At 64.0% G+C, this 15699-nt stretch carries 15 protein-coding genes and 1 rRNA gene; 10 read left to right on the plus strand and 6 right to left on the minus strand.

Annotated elements, in window-relative coordinates; all coding sequences use genetic code 11:
• Positions 1 to 60: 60 nt before the first annotated feature.
• Together LY622_RS15375 and tyrS are read right to left on the minus strand one after the other, a co-directional pair.
• A 16S ribosomal RNA gene (locus LY622_RS15375) occupies positions 61 to 1601 on the minus strand.
• Positions 1602 to 2380: 779 nt separating this feature from the next.
• Positions 2381 to 3580 (minus strand): tyrosine--tRNA ligase, encoded by a 1200-nt coding sequence (gene tyrS, locus LY622_RS15380; RefSeq protein ID WP_234291713.1) that lies wholly within the window; start codon positions 3578 to 3580, stop codon positions 2381 to 2383.
• A 118-nt stretch (positions 3581 to 3698) separates the two neighbouring features.
• Here tyrS and LY622_RS15385 point away from each other — a divergent pair, with 118 nt between their 5' ends.
• Positions 3699 to 4841 carry an anhydro-N-acetylmuramic acid kinase gene (locus LY622_RS15385; RefSeq protein WP_234291714.1) on the plus strand — a complete coding sequence of 381 codons (1143 nt, stop codon included), beginning with the start codon at positions 3699 to 3701 and terminating at the stop codon, positions 4839 to 4841.
• Positions 4842 to 4900: 59 nt separating this feature from the next.
• On the opposite strand, the gene LY622_RS15390 is transcribed toward LY622_RS15385, so the two are convergent.
• Both LY622_RS15390 and LY622_RS15395 read right to left on the minus strand, forming a co-directional pair.
• Complete coding sequence (locus LY622_RS15390) at positions 4901 to 6043, minus strand: PilT/PilU family type 4a pilus ATPase (protein ID WP_234291715.1); 1143 nt, start codon at positions 6041 to 6043, stop codon at positions 4901 to 4903.
• Between the two features lie 85 nt (positions 6044 to 6128).
• Positions 6129 to 7160, minus strand: a complete 1032-nt coding sequence (locus LY622_RS15395; protein WP_234291716.1) for a type IV pilus twitching motility protein PilT — start codon at positions 7158 to 7160, stop codon at positions 6129 to 6131.
• A gap of 67 nt (positions 7161 to 7227) precedes the next feature.
• Between LY622_RS15395 and LY622_RS15400 the strand changes: the two genes are divergently transcribed.
• The 7 genes from LY622_RS15400 to LY622_RS15430 all read left to right on the plus strand — a co-directional run bounded on the left by LY622_RS15400 (position 7228) and on the right by LY622_RS15430 (position 12084).
• Entirely contained in the window at positions 7228 to 7944 is a 717-nt protein-coding gene (locus tag LY622_RS15400; protein ID WP_234291717.1) for a YggS family pyridoxal phosphate-dependent enzyme, read from the plus strand.
• 64 nt (positions 7945 to 8008) lie between these two features.
• Entirely contained in the window at positions 8009 to 8833 is an 825-nt protein-coding gene (gene proC, locus LY622_RS15405; RefSeq protein WP_234291718.1) for a pyrroline-5-carboxylate reductase, read from the plus strand.
• Positions 8834 to 8894: 61 nt separating this feature from the next.
• Positions 8895 to 9476 (plus strand): YggT family protein, encoded by a 582-nt coding sequence (locus LY622_RS15410; protein WP_234291719.1) that lies wholly within the window; start codon positions 8895 to 8897, stop codon positions 9474 to 9476.
• A gap of 49 nt (positions 9477 to 9525) precedes the next feature.
• Complete coding sequence (gene metX / locus LY622_RS15415; protein WP_234291720.1) at positions 9526 to 10683, plus strand: homoserine O-succinyltransferase MetX; 1158 nt, start codon at positions 9526 to 9528, stop codon at positions 10681 to 10683.
• Positions 10683 to 11282, plus strand: coding sequence for a methionine biosynthesis protein MetW (metW, locus tag LY622_RS15420; protein ID WP_234291783.1), 600 nt, complete (start codon positions 10683 to 10685; stop codon positions 11280 to 11282). The genes metX and metW overlap by 1 nt, the downstream gene beginning before the upstream one ends.
• A 17-nt stretch (positions 11283 to 11299) precedes the next feature.
• Positions 11300 to 11755: a DUF4426 domain-containing protein gene (locus tag LY622_RS15425; protein WP_234291721.1), complete on the plus strand. Its 456-nt coding sequence runs from the start codon at positions 11300 to 11302 to the stop codon at positions 11753 to 11755.
• Complete coding sequence (locus tag LY622_RS15430) at positions 11752 to 12084, plus strand: Rieske (2Fe-2S) protein (protein ID WP_234291722.1); 333 nt, start codon at positions 11752 to 11754, stop codon at positions 12082 to 12084. The genes LY622_RS15425 and LY622_RS15430 overlap by 4 nt, the downstream gene beginning before the upstream one ends.
• Here LY622_RS15430 and sfsA read toward each other — a convergent pair.
• Both sfsA and LY622_RS15440 read right to left on the minus strand, forming a co-directional pair.
• Entirely contained in the window at positions 12043 to 12819 is a 777-nt protein-coding gene (gene sfsA / locus LY622_RS15435; protein WP_234291723.1) for a DNA/RNA nuclease SfsA, read from the minus strand. The genes LY622_RS15430 and sfsA overlap by 42 nt on opposite strands.
• Positions 12820 to 12849: 30 nt before the next feature.
• On the minus strand, positions 12850 to 14013 hold the full coding sequence (locus LY622_RS15440) for a pyridoxal phosphate-dependent aminotransferase (RefSeq protein WP_234291724.1): 1164 nt from the start codon (positions 14011 to 14013) through the stop codon (positions 12850 to 12852).
• A gap of 241 nt (positions 14014 to 14254) precedes the next feature.
• Here LY622_RS15440 and dksA point away from each other — a divergent pair, with 241 nt between their 5' ends.
• A complete protein-coding gene (gene dksA / locus LY622_RS15445; RefSeq protein ID WP_114477990.1) occupies positions 14255 to 14692 on the plus strand; it encodes an RNA polymerase-binding protein DksA in 438 nt (145 codons plus the stop codon).
• An 81-nt stretch (positions 14693 to 14773) separates the two neighbouring features.
• Entirely contained in the window at positions 14774 to 15685 is a 912-nt protein-coding gene (gluQRS, locus tag LY622_RS15450; RefSeq protein ID WP_234291725.1) for a tRNA glutamyl-Q(34) synthetase GluQRS, read from the plus strand.
• The last annotated feature ends 14 nt before the right edge of the window (positions 15686 to 15699 follow it).

A 15699-nucleotide genomic window follows, 5' to 3' on the forward strand; every position in this document is an offset into this window, starting at 1 on the left:
TTGCTCTGGTCGATCAGGTAATTCATTGTGAGCACTTGCCGCGAGGCGTGATACGTCGTTTAAGGAGGTGATCCAGCCGCAGGTTCCCCTACGGCTACCTTGTTACGACTTCACCCCAGTCATGAACCACACCGTGGTGATCGCCCTCCCGAAGGTTAGGCTAACCACTTCTGGTGCAGTCCACTCCCATGGTGTGACGGGCGGTGTGTACAAGGCCCGGGAACGTATTCACCGTGACATTCTGATTCACGATTACTAGCGATTCCGACTTCACGGAGTCGAGTTGCAGACTCCGATCCGGACTGAGATCAGCTTTATGGGATTAGCGCACTCTCGCGAGTTGGCAACCCTTTGTACTGACCATTGTAGCACGTGTGTAGCCCTACCCGTAAGGGCCATGATGACTTGACGTCGTCCCCACCTTCCTCCGGTTTGTCACCGGCAGTCTCCTTAGAGTTCCCGACATTACTCGCTGGCAAATAAGGACAAGGGTTGCGCTCGTTACGGGACTTAACCCAACATTTCACAACACGAGCTGACGACAGCCATGCAGCACCTGTCTCTGCGCTCCCGAAGGCACCAAGGTATCTCTACCAAGTTCGCAGGATGTCAAGGGTAGGTAAGGTTCTTCGCGTTGCATCGAATTAAACCACATGCTCCACCGCTTGTGCGGGCCCCCGTCAATTCATTTGAGTTTTAACCTTGCGGCCGTACTCCCCAGGCGGTCGACTTATCGCGTTAACTGCGCCACAAAGTCCGCGAGGGACCCAACGGCTAGTCGACATCGTTTACGGCGTGGACTACCAGGGTATCTAATCCTGTTTGCTACCCACGCTTTCGCACCTCAGTGTCAGTGTCAGTCCAGAAGGCCGCCTTCGCCACTGGTATTCCTCCCGATCTCTACGCATTTCACCGCTACACCGGGAATTCTACCTTCCTCTCCTGCACTCTAGCCTGACAGTTCCGGATGCCGTTCCCAGGTTGAGCCCAGGGCTTTCACAACCGGCTTATCAAGCCACCTACGCGCGCTTTACGCCCAGTAATTCCGATTAACGCTCGCACCCTCCGTATTACCGCGGCTGCTGGCACGGAGTTAGCCGGTGCTTCTTCTGCGAGTGATGTCCTTCCTGGTGGGTATTGGCCACCAGGCCTTCTTCCTCGCTGAAAGTGCTTTACAACCCGAAGGCCTTCTTCACACACGCGGCATGGCTGGATCAGGGTTGCCCCCATTGTCCAATATTCCCCACTGCTGCCTCCCGTAGGAGTTCGGGCCGTGTCTCAGTCCCGATGTGGCTGATCATCCTCTCAGACCAGCTACGGATCGTCGCCTTGGTAGGCCTTTACCCTACCAACTAGCTAATCCGACATAGGCTCATCCGATAGCGCAAGGTCCGAAGAGCCCCTGCTTTCCCCCGTAGGGCGTATGCGGTATTAGCCTGGGTTTCCCCAGGTTATCCCCCACTACCGGGCAGATTCCTATGCATTACTCACCCGTCCGCCGCTCGTCAGCATCCAGCAAGCTGGACCTGTTACCGCTCGACTTGCATGTGTTAAGCCTGCCGCCAGCGTTCAATCTGAGCCATGATCAAACTCTTCAGTTTCAAATCATTGCGGTTCTTGCTCAGCCACCACCCGAAGACAACAGCTGAAAGCGAACCAATCTTGGCTCAAGGTCAAAGCTTCTCAAAAAGACCCGAAGGTCTTCGACGAGTCGCTTGCCTTGAAATGGTGTGACTTCTCACCACCTCATCGACAAGCGCCCACATGAATTACCTGATCGATTGTTAAAGAGCGGCTCCAAACTCTCTTCAAAACACAACATGAAGAGCGGAGCGTCTCGCTTGCTGTCGTGGCGACCGACTCTGTCGGCGGCCTCGCCAGCGCCCTGCGAGGAAGGCGTATTCTACTGAAGTGGCTGAGTTTGTCAACTCCCTTCGCTGCCGTCACCGGGGTGATCCTGCCGCGAAGCGCCGCTCGTGCCGGCTGCCTTCAGTGTGGCGTGCATTCTACCGTCTCCGGCGCTTCTGTCAATCGCGAATCGCTCTAGCCGATTCAAAAAAAACCAAACAGAAACAAGCACTTTCTCCACTTCCACCGCCGGTAACGTTTGCCCGTTGCCGGCAGCGGATGCGTACTTTACGGCTTTCCCTGCCCCCCTGCAAGGGGCCTTGTAAAAAAATTTCAGGAAGATGACCGGTCAATGACAGAACGATGAGCAGCCACACTATCCACAGGCGTTTTTACAGGTGCTTTCCACAGGCCGTTGGGCCAAGTGCCTGTGGATGGAATGCCCAGCCCAGAGACGACAACGCCCGCACATGGCGGGCGCTGGTAGAGCCACTGACTTGTAATCAGTCGCTCCAGGGAAAGGATAAGCTCCTTAGCAGAGCGTTACCCGCGCATAGCGCTTCTTGCCTGCCTGGATGACGTAGCTCTTGCCGGTATCGAGCATATGGTCCTTGGCGACCACCTCGCCATCGACCTTGACCCGACCGTTGCCCAGCATGTCCTTGGCCTGGGCACTGTTGTTGGCCAGACCCGAGCGATTGAGCACCGCGGCGATGGGCGCCTGGGCACTGCCTTCGAAGTCGACCTCGATCTCAGGCAGGTCCTCGGGCAGCTCTCCCTCGGCCAACTGGTTGCCGGCAGACCGGTGCGCATTGGCCGCGGCCTCTTCGCCGTGATAGCGAGCGATCAGTTCACGAGCCAGGATCATCTTGATATCACGCGGGTTGGCACCCTGCTCGGCATCGCGCTTGAGGCTTTCGATCTCTTCGTTGCTCTTCAGCGAGAGCAGCTCGAAGTAACGCCACATCAGGCTGTCGGGCATGGAAACCAGCTTGTTGAACATGGAGCCGGGCGCCTCATCCACGCCGACATAGTTGCCCAGCGACTTGGACATCTTCTGCACGCCGTCGAGGCCCTCGAGCAGCGGCATGGTGATGACGACCTGGGGCTCCATACCGAAGTGTTTCTGGATCTCTCGCCCCATCAGCAAGTTGAACGTCTGGTCCGTACCGCCCATCTCCACGTCGGCCTTCAGCGCCACGGAGTCATAGCCCTGCACCAGCGGATAGAGAAACTCATGAATGGAGATCGGCTGGCTGGACTTGTAGCGCTTGTCGAAGTCGTCTCGCTCGAGCATGCGTGCCACGGTACTCTGGCCGGCCAGCTCGATCATGTCGGCAGCGGTCATGGCGGAGAACCACTCCGAGTTGAAGCGCACCTCGGTCTTCTCGGGATCGAGGATCTTGAACACCTGCTCCTTGTAGGTCTGGGCGTTGGCGCGGACCTCCTCCTCGGTAAGCGGCTTGCGCGTGACATTCTTGCCGGTGGGATCGCCGATGCGCCCGGTGAAGTCACCGATGAGGAAGATGACCTCATGCCCGAGTTCCTGAAACAGTCGCATCTTGGTCAAAAGCACGCTATGGCCGAGGTGCAGGTCAGGGGCGGTTGGATCGAAACCCGCCTTGATACGCAGCTTGCGACCGGACTCGAGCTTCTTGACCAGCTCGTCCTCGATCAGGATCTCGTGGGTGCCACGCTTCAGAAGCGCCAGCGCGCTCGCGACATCGGTCATCGTCTCCGACTCCACACAATACGGTTGCCAGGCCCTGCCCGCAGGGTCCATTGAATGGGGCAGAATGTTAGCATGACTTGGCGCCTCGCGGAGGGGGCTCAGCAACTGGAGTAGAGGAATGACACTGTTCATCGGCCTGATGTCCGGCACCAGTCTCGACGGCGTCGATGCCGCCCTGGTCGAAATCGACGACCACGGCAAGGCGCACCTGCTCGCCACCCACGCCGAGCCCATGCCAAACAGCCTGCGCGAATCGTTGCTGGCACTCTGCCAGGCCGAACGCGTGGCGTTTGCCGAGCTGGCCTCGGCCGAGCACGCGTTCTGCCACCTGCAAGCGACAGCCGTGAAACGGCTGCTGGCTGCCAACGACACGCCGCCCGAGGCTATCGCCGCCATCGGCAGCCACGGCCAGACCATCGAGCATGCCCCCTGGGGGCATGGCAGGGGGCATGAGGAGGCGCCTGCCTATACCCTGCAGCTGGACAACCCCAGCTTGCTGGCCGAGCTGAGCGGTTGCACGGTAGTGGCGGACTTCCGCCGCCGCGACCTGGCCGCCGGCGGGCAGGCGGCGCCGCTGGCCCCCGCCTTTCATGAGGCCCTGTTTCGTCGGCCGGGAGCGTGGCTGTTGGTGCTCAACCTGGGCGGCTTCGCCAACCTGACGCTGCTGCCGCCGGCCGAAAGCGATGCCGAGGTCATCGGCTTCGACACCGGCCCCGCCAATGCCCTGATGGATGGCTGGCATGGACGACACCGCGGTGGCCGCTTCGACCCGGATGGTGCCTGGGCCGCCTCGGGACGCGTCGACGAAGCCCTGCTGGAACGCTTGCTGGCCGAGCCCTTCTTCCATCGACCGCCGCCGCGCAGCACCGGCCGAGAAGTCTTTCATCTCGACTGGCTGGAAGGTCATTTGACGGGAAGGGAAGCACCTGAAGATGTGCAGGCCACCTTGTCGGAGCTCACCGCCACCAGTGTCGCCCTCGGAATAGAGATGGCCCGGGAGCGGCTCCAGGCACCGCCGGCAGCGGCCCTGATTCCCTGCGGCGGCGGCGCCCACAACCCGGACCTGCTAACTCGCCTGGCCCGGCATCTGCCGGAGACTCCCCTGGTACCCAGCAGCGACTGGGGCTGGCCGGCCGATTGGCTGGAGGCGGGCGCCTTCGCCTGGCTCGCCTGGCGACGCCTGCAGGGCCTGCCCGGCAACCTGCCCAGCGTCACCGGCGCCGCCGGCCCACGGGTACTCGGCGGCGTCTACGCTCCATAGCAAGGCAGCGCTGAAGCGACACAGCGATTCAGCCGTGCAGGCAATGATTGAGTGCTTCCTTAAAAGTCATCCTCGTCACGCAGGGAGAGCCGCTGCGCCGAATCCTGCGCCTTGGCCAGCACGTCGCTGCCTTCATCCTCGTACTTGATCATCATGCGCAGGTTGTTGGCCGAGTCGGCGTGCACCAGCGCCACTTCCTCGGTGATCTGCCCAGCCGTGTAGAGCTCGTAGAGCGCCTGGTCGAAGGTCTGCATGCCGAGATCCCGGGAACGGGCCATGACGTTCTTGATCTCGCCGACGTCGCCCTTGCGGATCAGGTCGGCAATCAGTGGCGAACGCAGCAGTATCTCGATGGCCGGGCAGCGCCCGCCGTCACGGGTCGGCAGCAGTTGCTGGGCGACGATGGCGTGCAGGTTGAGCGACAGGTCGAGCCAGATCTGTTCGTGCCGCTCATGGGGAAAGAAGTGAATGATGCGATCCAGCGCCTGGTTGGCGTTATTGGCGTGCAGCGTGGCCAGGCACAGGTGCCCGGTCTCGGCGAAGGTCAGCGCATGCTCCATGGTTTCGCGGGTGCGCACCTCGCCGATCAGGACCACATCCGGCGCCTGGCGCAGCGTATTCTTCAGTGCCACCTCGAAGGACTCGGTATCGATCCCCACCTCGCGCTGGTTGATAATCGCCTTCTTGTGGGGATGAACGTACTCGATGGGATCCTCGACGCTGATGATATGGCCGCCCACCGTCTCGTTGCGCTGCTGGATCATCGACGCCAGGGTGGTCGACTTGCCGGTACCGGTCCCCCCGACCACGAACACCAGGCCACGCTTGAGATTGGCCAGCTCACCCAGCTGTGGCGGCAGGGAGAGCTCCTCGAGATGGGGGATGTCGAAGGCGATCCGCCGGATCACCATGGCCAACTGACTGCGCTGCTGGAAAGCACTGACCCGGAAGCGGCCGAGCCCGGACAGGCTCAGGGCGAAGTTGGCTTCCCGGTCGATCCGGAAGCGCTCCCTCAGACCTTCGGGCACCGCCGTATTGACCAGCTCACGGACCTGGGCCAATGAGAGGCGCTGGTCGCCCAGCGCGGTCAACTTGCCGGCGATCTTGATGGTGGGGGGAGCCTGTACCGAGATCAACAGGTCCGATGCTTCCTTCTGGGCCATGATGCCCAGCAGCTGCTCCAACCATTCTTGTGCTGTCATGTCCCTGCTCCCTTGCCTGTGTCTTTTTTCGCACTTTCAATCAATGGCCCTGAGCCAGCAACGCCTGCCCCTGCGCCAGCGGGTACTACGTCAGCATACCCTTGGCCCGGGCCTGAGCCTCTTCGCGGGTCACGACATTGTCGGTGATGAGCTTGGCCAGGGACGCATCCAGGGTCTGCATGCCCAGGTTGCCACTGGTCTGGATCGCCGAGTAGATCTGGGCCACCTTGTCCTCGCGAATCAGGTTGCGTACCGCCGCGTTGGCGATGAGGATCTCGTGGGCAGCCACACGCCCGCCGCTCTGCCGCTTGAGCAGGGTCTGGGATATCACCGCCTGGAGTGACTCCGAGAGCATCGAGCGCACCATCGATTTCTCCTCGCCGGGGAAGACGTCGATGATACGGTCGATGGTCTTGGCGGCGGAGGTGGTATGCAGGGTGCCGAACACCAGGTGACCGGTCTCGGCGGCGGTCAGCGCCAGCCGGATGGTTTCCAGGTCGCGCAGCTCGCCGACCAGGATCACGTCGGGATCCTCGCGCAGGGCGCTGCGCAAGGCCTGGGTGAAGCCGTGGGTATCGCGATGCACCTCGCGCTGATTGATCAGGCAGCGCTTGCTCCGGTGCACGAATTCCACCGGGTCTTCGATCGTGAGAATGTGGTCATAGCGGTTATCGTTGATATAGTCGATCATCGCCGCAAGCGTCGTGCTCTTGCCCGAGCCGGTGGGGCCGGTCACCAGCACCAGGCCGCGGGGAAGCAGCGCCAGGCGGCGGAAGACGTCCCCCAGCCCCAGGTCGTCCATGGTCAGCACTTCACTGGGAATGGTGCGGAAGACCGCGCCGGCGCCCCGCGCCTGGTTGAAGGCGTTGACACGAAAGCGAGCCACGCCCGGCACTTCGAAGGAGAAGTCGGTCTCGAAGAATTCCTCGTAGTCGCGGCGCTGGCGGTCGCCCATGATGTCATAGATCAACTTGCGGACTTCCCGGTCCTCCATCGCCGGCACATTGAGCCGGCGAATGTCGCCATCGACACGGATCATGGGCGGCAGACCGGCCGACAGATGCAGATCGGAAGCGTTCTGCTTTGCCGAGAACGCCAGCAGTTCGGTAATATCCATGCGGTTCCCCTGCTCCCAGGTAAGGTTCTCTTCAGTATGCCAGACCTTTTGACATGAAGGACTTCAGGTGAGTAATACCACGAATCTCATTCTCGGTGAGTCCCTGGCCGCAGCCCGAGCACGGCTGGCCGATGCCCTGGCAGCAGCCGGGCGCCCGGCCGAAGACGCGCGCCTGCTGGCGGTCAGCAAGACCAAGCCGGCCGCCATGATCCGGGAAGCCTGGCAGCAGGGGCAGCGAGACTTCGGCGAGAATTACGTCCAGGAAGCACTCGCCAAGCAGGGCGAACTCAAGGATCTGGAGGGTATCGTCTGGCATTTCATCGGGCCCCTGCAATCCAACAAGACCCGAGAGGTGGCCGAGCACTTTGCCTGGGTACACAGCGTGGACCGTGAGAAGATTGCCCGGCGCCTGAACGATCAACGCCCCGCCGAGCTCGGGCCGCTGGATATCTGCCTGCAGGTCAATATCAGTGCCGAGCCGAGCAAATCCGGGGTCATGCTAGAGGAGCTTCCGGACCTGGCCGCAGCGGTACTGGCGATGCCAGCCCTAAGGCTACGCGGGCTGATGGCCATTCCCGCCCCGGCAGAGGAGTCGTCGGCCCAGCGTGAGCCCTACGCTCGACTACGTCAGGCACTGGACAGGCTGCGCAAACGCTTCCCCGATGCACCGCTGGATACCCTGTCGATGGGCATGAGCGCCGACCTGGAAGCCGCCGTGGCGGAAGGCGCCACCCTGGTACGATTGGGAACCGCCATCTTTGGCGAGCGGGACCGCGCATCCTGAACACGAGACTAGTGCGTACCGGCCTTGAGCCGGTCGCTTCATGACGAAAAAAGGACAGATCGCAATGGCCAGCAGAGTCACCTTCATCGGCGCCGGCAACATGGCCAGCGCCATCATTGGCGGGATGATCGACAGTGGGCACCCGGCCACCGGCATTACCGCCACCTCACCCAGCGATGCCTTCCTGGCGCCGATCCATGAGCGCTACGGCATCCGTACCAATACCGATAATGCCGCTGCGGTACGCGACGCTGACGTGGTGGTGCTGGCCGTCAAACCCCAGGTCATGCGGGAAGTCTGCGAGGGGTTGCGCGACACCCTGCAGCGGCAGCGCCCGTTGATCGTCTCGGTGGCCGCCGGCATCGACGCCGCTACCCTGCAGGCCTGGATGGGTGGCGGCACGGCGCTTGTCCGCTGCATGCCCAACACGCCCTCCCTTGTCGGTGTCGGTGCCGCCGGGCTGTACGCCACGCCCGAAGTCACCGCCGAACAGCGTACCCAGGCCAGTGAGCTGCTGGGCGCCGTCGGGCTGGTCGAGTGGGTGGAGGAAGAGTCGCTGCTGGATGCGGTCACGGCCGTTTCCGGCAGTGGCCCCGCCTATTTCTTCCTGATGTTCGAGGCCATGGAGGAGGCCGGCGTGAAACTGGGGCTGCCCGCCGAGACCGCTCGCCGCCTGGCGATCCAGACCGCACTGGGTGCCGCCCGTATGGCCCAGGAGAGCGAACTCACTCCGGCCCGGCTCAAGCGCAACGTCATGTCGCCCGGCGGCACCACCGAGCGTGCCGTGGAGCACCTCGAGCAGGCAGGCCTGCGCACCATGATGATCGACGCCATGGACGCCTGCGCCAAGCGCGCCCGCGACATGGGCGACGAATTCGCACAGCGCTAGCGCTTAGAGGCCGACCGCAACTCGCGGCGGCCTCCCCCGACACGAGAGAAAGGAGCCGAACATGGGAAATGCTGGCCTGTTGCTGGTCAACACCCTGATCAATATCTACCTGTTTCTGATGATGCTGCGCTTTCTGCTGCAGGCATCACAGGCCGACTACTACAACCCCATCAGCCAGTCGGTGGTGAAGATCACCCAGCCGGTGGTGCGCCCCTTCCAGAGCTTCCTGGGCCCGGTAATGGGCCGCTTCGACCTGGCGACCCTGGCCGCCGCCTTCGTGCTCAAGGCGATCAGCATCGTGGTGATCCTGCAGATCGCCGGCTTCGGCATGCCGCCGATAGCCAACGTCGCCATCGGCGCGGCGGCCGCCATCGCCAATGCGATCCTCAAGATCTACTTCTTCGCCCTGATCGTGATGATCATCCTCAGCTGGGTGGCCCCCAACGCCAGCCACCCCGGCGCGCTGCTGGTCATGCAGCTGGTGGAGCCGATCATGGCACCGGTGCGCAAGGTCATCCCGCCGCTGGGCATGATCGACCTGTCGCCCATCGTGGTATTCATCGCCATCAGCATCATCGATGGTATCGTGGTTGGCGCCCTGACCCGTGCCGCCGGCATCGCCGGAGCCCTGGTAGGCCTGTAAGCCCATGTCGACTCGTACCGGATCTCAACGACAGGACGCCGAACCACCAATGCCCGAGCTTCCCGCCGACTCGGTCGGCCTGGTGACGCCACAGACGGCGCACTTCGACGATCCCCTGGACCTGGCCTGCGGCAAGACGCTGCCGGCCTATGATCTCGTCTATGAAACCTACGGCACGCTCAACGCCGAGCGAACCAATGCCGTGCTGATCTGCCATGCGCTCTCGGGCCACCACCATGCCGCGGGATTCCACGCTGCCGATGAGCGCAAGCCGGGCTGGTGGGATGCCCACATCGGGCCCGGGAAATCCATCGATACCGATCGTTTCTTCGTGGTATCACTGAACAACCTGGGAGGCTGCCACGGCAGCACCGGCCCCGTCAGCGTCAATCCGCAGACCGGCCGCCAGTGGGGGCCGGACTTCCCGATGATGACGGTGGGCGACTGGGTCCACAGCCAGGCCCGCCTGGCCGATCGCCTGGGCATCGAGCGCTTCGCCGCCGTGATCGGCGGCAGCCTGGGTGGGATGCAGGTGCTGCAATGGAGCCTGGCCTACCCCGAACGCATCGCCAATGGCGTCGTCATTGCCGCCACGCCGAAACTGTCGGCCCAGAACATCGCCTTCAACGAAGTGGCGCGCCAGGCCATCCGTTCCGACCCCGACTTCCACGACGGCTGGTACAACGAGCACGGCAAGGTCCCGCGCCGCGGCCTCAAGCTGGCGCGCATGGTGGGGCATATCACCTACCTGTCGGAAGACGCCATGGGCAGCAAGTTCGGCCGCGACCTGCGCAGCGAGGATCTCAACTTCGGCTACGGCGTGGAGTTCCAGGTGGAGTCTTACCTGCGCCATCAAGGCGATACCTTCTCGAGCTCCTTCGATGCCAACACCTATCTGCTGATGACCAAGGCCCTCGACTATTTCGACCCGGCGGCGGTGCACGGCGGCGTCCTGGCCAAGGCGGTGAAACCGGCGCAGTGCCCCTTCCTGGTGGTCAGCTTCACCAGTGACTGGCGCTTCCCCCCCTCCCGCTCCCAGGAGCTGGCCAACGCCCTGATCCGCGCCGGCAAGTCGGTGAGCTACGTGAACATCGACTCCCCCCACGGCCATGATGCCTTTCTCCTGCCGGAGCCACGCTATCAGGCCGTCTTCGCCGCCTTCATGTCCCGTGCGGCCCGGGAACTGGGCCTGGAGGAGCGCTCATGATGCGAGCCGACCTGGAACTGATTCACCGCTGGATTCCCCAGGGAGCGCACATCCTCGACCTGGCCTGCGGCGACGGCACCCTGCTCGAGGCGCTGGCCCGGGACAAGGGCGTCAGCGGCTATGGCCTGGAGATCGATCCGGAGGGCATTACCGCCTGCATCGAGAAAGGCGTCAACGTCATCGAGCAGAATCTCGACGAGGGCCTGGTCAACTTCGAGGATGACACCTACGATCTGGTGGTCATGACCCAGGCGCTGCAGGCGCTGCGCCGCCCCGACCGGATGCTCGACGAGATGCTGCGGGTCGCCGACGAGTGCATCATCACCTTCCCCAACTTCGCCTACTGGCGGCACCGGGTGCACCTGGGCATTCGCGGCTACATGCCGGTCTCCAAGACACTGCCCCACGCCTGGTACGATACGCCCAACATTCATCTGTCGACCTTCAACGACTTCGAGCACCTGTGTCGCGAGAAGGACCTGACGATCACCGACCGGGCCGTGGGAATACGCGACCATGAGGGCCACTGGGCCTCGCGGCTTTGGCCCAACCTGTTCGGCGAGATCGCCATCTTCCGCATCAGCCGGCGGCAAGGTTAAGACAAGAGGGAATCACGATGACATATCGAACCGCTCTGACACACCTGCCTGTGCTGCTGCTTCTCTGCCTGGCGCTCCCCTTGCAGGCCCAGCAGTACGAGCAGGTGGGCGACTATCAAGTGCACTACAGCGCCGTCAGCACCAGCTTCCTCAGCGCGGACGTGGCCGCCGAGCATGGCATCCAGCGCAGCCCGGCCATGGCGCTGGTCAATGTCAGCGTGCTCCAAGAGCTCGAGGATGGCACCATGCGGGCGGTAAACGCCCCGGTCAGCGGCAAGGTCGGCACGGTCGGCGGCAGCTCGCCTGCGTCCCTCTCCTTCCGCTCGCTGCGCACCGGCGACAGCGTGTCGCAGATTGCGCTCTTCCGGATCATCGAAGACGAACCCATGCGCTTCGACCTCGAGGTCCGCCACGACCGCAACCAGGCACCCGCCGAGGTCGGCTTCATCCAGCGCTTCACCATCGATCGATGAGCCGCCTCCGGCTGGCCCACCGGACCGAACTCGACGCCACCTCGGCACTGGGTTTACGCCTGCCCGATGGCCGCGACGTGCTGCTGGTAAAGGTCCACGGGTGCATCAGCGCCTTCGTCAATCGCTGCCCCCATCAGGGGGTCATGCTGCAGGCGGAACCGAACGTCTTTCTCGAAGCGGGTGGGGAGCTGATCCAGTGCGCCATGCACGGCGCCCTGTTCCTGCCCGACACCGGCGAGTGCGTCTTCGGCCCCTGCCAGGGGCGCCACCTGGAGCCGGTAGCGGTATCAGTCGACGCCGAGGGCAATATCCAGCTGGCGGGTGAGTGAAACGGGCAGCGCCTCGGTGAGCCGAATCGCCTGCGGCACCCCCTCGTGGCAGTCCACCCGGCAGCCATGGGCCAGTATCTCGACCCCGCGCTCCGACGCCTCGCCCAGTGCCATCGCATAGGCGGGGTCGAGGTGTGCGGCCGCAGCCACGTCAACGATGCCGCTATGGGCCACACAGAACAGCAGCACCGCCCGATGGCCCTGCGCCGCCAGGTCGCCCAGCACGCCCAGATGGCGCCGCCCTCGCTCGCTCACCGCATCGGGGAAGTAGCCATGGCCATCGCTCTCCTTGAGGGTGACCTGCTTGACCTCGACATAGGCGGTTCCCCGCAGCGGATCGTCCAGGCGGAAATCGAGCCGGCTGGCGCCTGTCCCCGTTTCCGCCGCCACCTTCGCCTCTCGCTTCAGCGTGGCATAGCCCGCCAGGGACGCCACCTGCCCCCCGCGCAACGCCTCTTCGACGATACGGTTGGTCCGCCCGGTATGCACCGACGCGAACGCCAGGCTACCGTCAGGCTGGGGCAGCTCGATCAGCTCCCAGGTCCAGGCCAGCTTGCGCGCCGGGTTGTCGCTGGGTGCCAGCCAGACGCGGCAGCCCGGCACGTTCACCGCCCGCATGGAGCCGGTATTGGGACAGTGCGCGACCACGTCGCGCCCGTCGGCGAGGCGCACATCGGCCAGGAAACGTTTATAGCGGCGCAGCAGGGTGCCGGGCACCAGCCGAGGATACTCCATGGAAAAACCTCCGATTCATTGCTGCGCCCGCTACGCTTGGCGCGCCAGGAAGCGCTCGAGCCGGGCCACGGCCTCCTCGAGGCGTGCGATGCCGGTGGTGAAGGCGATGCGCACGTGATGCTCGCCCCCCGTCAGCGCGAAATCGATGCCCGGCGTGATCGCCACGTTCTCCTCCTCGAGCAGCTGTCGGCAGAAGGCCTGGCTGTCGCGACTATAGCGGGAGATATCCAGCCACAGGTAGAAGGCACCCTGGGGCGGCAGCGAGGGCGCCAGCCCCAGCCGGGCAAGCCCTGCCAGCAGCGCATCGCGGCGCTGCCCCAGCTCGGCCCGGCGCGTCTCGAGGATATCGCGACACTCGGGGGTGAAGGCGGCCAGCGCCGCGTGCTGGGCCGGGGTGGAAGCCGCCAGGAACACGTTCTGGGCCAGCCGGGTGAGCGGCTCCACTGCCGCTTCGGGCGCCAGCAGCCAGCCCAGGCGCCAGCCGGTCATGCCGAAGTACTTGGAGAAGCTGTTGACCACGAAGGCATCGGGGGTGATCGCGGCCACCGACAGCGGCGCGATGTCGTAGCAGAGCCCCTGGTAGATCTCGTCCACCAGCAGTTCGCCACCCCGGGCCGCCACGCTATCGGCAACCGAAGAAAGCTGTGCCCCATCGAGCATGTGGCCGGTGGGGTTGGAAGGCGTGGCCAGCATCGCCAGGCGGGTGTCGTCGCGCCAGTGCCGATCGACCAGCGCCGCATCCAGCTGCCAGCCGCTTTCGGGCCCCACCGGCACGGCGTCCACCTCGGCGCCGGCCAGGGCCATGAAGTGGCGATTGCAGGGATAGTTGGGGTCGGCCATCAGCACCCGGTCGCCGGGCCCTGCCAGCAACTGGCTGGCCAGCAGGAGCGCCCCCGACGCTCCCGGCGTGACCAGAATTCGAGACGGGTCGACCGAGGCCCCGAAGTGCTCGGCGTAGTGCCCGGCGATCGCTTCGCGCAGCGCCGGCAGACCCGCTGCCGGGGTATAGCGGGTATGCCCCGCCGCCAGCGCCTGCTGCCCGGCGGCGAGCACCGGCTCCGGCGTGGCAAAGTCGGGCTCACCCACCTCCAGGTGAATGACATCGTGCCCGGCTGCCTCGCGAGCCTGAGCGATTTCCAACAGGCTCATCACACGAAAAGGGGCAACACGATCGACCCGCGCATTCCACGGCATGGCAGACTCCCAATGACATTATCGGGCCTGGGCGGGGAACCTTTCGCCGCCAGGCTTTCCAAGGTAGATTCTATCTTTTTTCATGACCGTCGCGCAGGCCGCTCCCTCGCCGGCGTTGCGAAGGTCGCTATTGCAAAGGCGGCGTTTTTCCGCTAAACAAGCATGCCTTTGGCGTGAGATACCTTGCAATGCATCGGAGCGGGTATTGATCAGCAGTCACTAAAGTTAAAGAGGCAATCCCATGCCAGTAGCAGACAAGAGAACGGAAGCGCCCAAGAAATTCACCCCGTACGAGCCGGCATCGGGTGAAGAGTATATGAACGAGCAACAGCTGGAGCACTTCCGACAGATCCTGCTGGGCTGGAAACAGGAGCTCATGGAAGAGGTGGATCGCACCGTGCGCCATCTACAGGAAGAGGCGAACAACTACGCCGATCCGGCCGATCGTGCCACTCAGGAAGAGGGCTTCAGTCTCGAACTGCGCACGCGGGACCGGGAGCGCAAGCTGCTCAAGAAGATCAATGAGACCCTCGACAAGATCGACGAGGACGACTATGGCTTCTGTGAGGCCTGCGGTGTCGAGATCGGTATCCGCCGCCTTGAAGCTCGCCCCACCGCAACACTGTGCGTGGATTGCAAGACCCTTGCCGAACTCAAGGAAAAACAGCTCGGCGGCTGAATCGCCGGGCTGCTCCAGCTGTCGCGACGGGCACCCCAGGGTGCCCGTTTGCTTGACGACCGCCCTCATCGGGAGTCACCCATGACCCCTTATCGCGGCCGCTTCGCCCCCACCCCATCCGGCGCGCTGCACTTCGGCTCACTGATCGCCGCCCTGGCCAGCTTTCTCGATGCCCGCCGGGCGGGCGGCCTGTGGTTGCTGCGCATCGAAGACATCGATCCGCCACGCTGCCCCCCCGGGGCCGCCGATACCATCCTGCGTCAGCTCGAGGCCTTCGGCCTGCACTGGGACGGCCCGATCCGCTGGCAGAGCGACCGCAACGAGGCCTACGCCGCCGCCCTGGAGAACCTGACGTCACAGGGCCTCGCCTACCCCTGCAGCTGCTCACGCAAGCAGTGGCGCGACTTCACGATCTACCCCGGCTGGTGTCGCCACGGCGTGAGGGAGCCCGGCAAGCCGCTGGCATGGCGGCTGCGCAGTGACAAGGGGCTGCGTCCGGTCACGTGGCAGGATAGGCTGTTCGGGACCCAGCGCTTCGATCCGGTCGAGCTCGGTGACGTGGTGCTCAAGCGCAAGGATGACCTTTGGGCCTACCAGCTCGCCGTGGTGGTCGATGATGCCGACCAGGGCATCACCGATGTGGTCCGTGGTTTCGACCTGCTCGACAATACGCCCTGGCAGCGCCAGCTGCAGCACGCCCTGGGCCTGGCCGAGCCACGCTACCTGCATCTGCCACTGATCATGAACCGCGACGGCCAGAAGCTCTCCAAGCAGAACCTGGCGCCGGCGCTCCCCGTGGAGGAGCAGGCGATACGGCCGCTGCTGCATCGTGCCCTGGCAGCCCTGGACCAGGCACCGCCCGATGCACTGGCCCTGGCACCGGCTACCGAACAGCTCGCCTGGGCCATTGCCCACTGGGACGTGAAGCGCATCCGACCCGAGGCCACCCGGCAAGCGTCTGATGCCGACATGGCCGCCACCCACCCACCCTGAGCGAGGAGCACGCC

This window comes from Halomonas alkalisoli (assembly GCF_021412585.1).
Taxonomy (GTDB): domain Bacteria; phylum Pseudomonadota; class Gammaproteobacteria; order Pseudomonadales; family Halomonadaceae; genus Halomonas; species Halomonas alkalisoli.

Excerpts from the sequence above, each read along its gene's own strand:
- tyrS (WP_234291713.1), bottom strand. The coding sequence starts at position 3,580 with ATGACCGATGTCGCGAGCGCGCTGGCGCTTCTGAAGCGTGGCACCCAC.
- LY622_RS15410 (WP_234291719.1), top strand. The coding sequence starts at position 8,895 with ATGGGAAATGCTGGCCTGTTGCTGGTCAACACCCTGATCAATATCTAC.
- gluQRS (WP_234291725.1), top strand. The coding sequence starts at position 14,774 with ATGACCCCTTATCGCGGCCGCTTCGCCCCCACCCCATCCGGCGCGCTG.
- proC (WP_234291718.1), top strand. The coding sequence starts at position 8,009 with ATGGCCAGCAGAGTCACCTTCATCGGCGCCGGCAACATGGCCAGCGCC.
- LY622_RS15395 (WP_234291716.1), bottom strand. The coding sequence starts at position 7,160 with ATGGATATTACCGAACTGCTGGCGTTCTCGGCAAAGCAGAACGCTTCC.
- metW (WP_234291783.1), top strand. The coding sequence starts at position 10,683 with ATGCGAGCCGACCTGGAACTGATTCACCGCTGGATTCCCCAGGGAGCG.
- LY622_RS15385 (WP_234291714.1), top strand. The coding sequence starts at position 3,699 with ATGACACTGTTCATCGGCCTGATGTCCGGCACCAGTCTCGACGGCGTC.
- LY622_RS15430 (WP_234291722.1), top strand. The coding sequence starts at position 11,752 with ATGAGCCGCCTCCGGCTGGCCCACCGGACCGAACTCGACGCCACCTCG.
- LY622_RS15390 (WP_234291715.1), bottom strand. The coding sequence starts at position 6,043 with ATGACAGCACAAGAATGGTTGGAGCAGCTGCTGGGCATCATGGCCCAG.
- sfsA (WP_234291723.1), bottom strand. The coding sequence starts at position 12,819 with ATGGAGTATCCTCGGCTGGTGCCCGGCACCCTGCTGCGCCGCTATAAA.
- dksA (WP_114477990.1), top strand. The coding sequence starts at position 14,255 with ATGCCAGTAGCAGACAAGAGAACGGAAGCGCCCAAGAAATTCACCCCG.
- metX (WP_234291720.1), top strand. The coding sequence starts at position 9,526 with ATGCCCGAGCTTCCCGCCGACTCGGTCGGCCTGGTGACGCCACAGACG.
- LY622_RS15440 (WP_234291724.1), bottom strand. The coding sequence starts at position 14,013 with ATGCCGTGGAATGCGCGGGTCGATCGTGTTGCCCCTTTTCGTGTGATG.
- LY622_RS15425 (WP_234291721.1), top strand. The coding sequence starts at position 11,300 with ATGACATATCGAACCGCTCTGACACACCTGCCTGTGCTGCTGCTTCTC.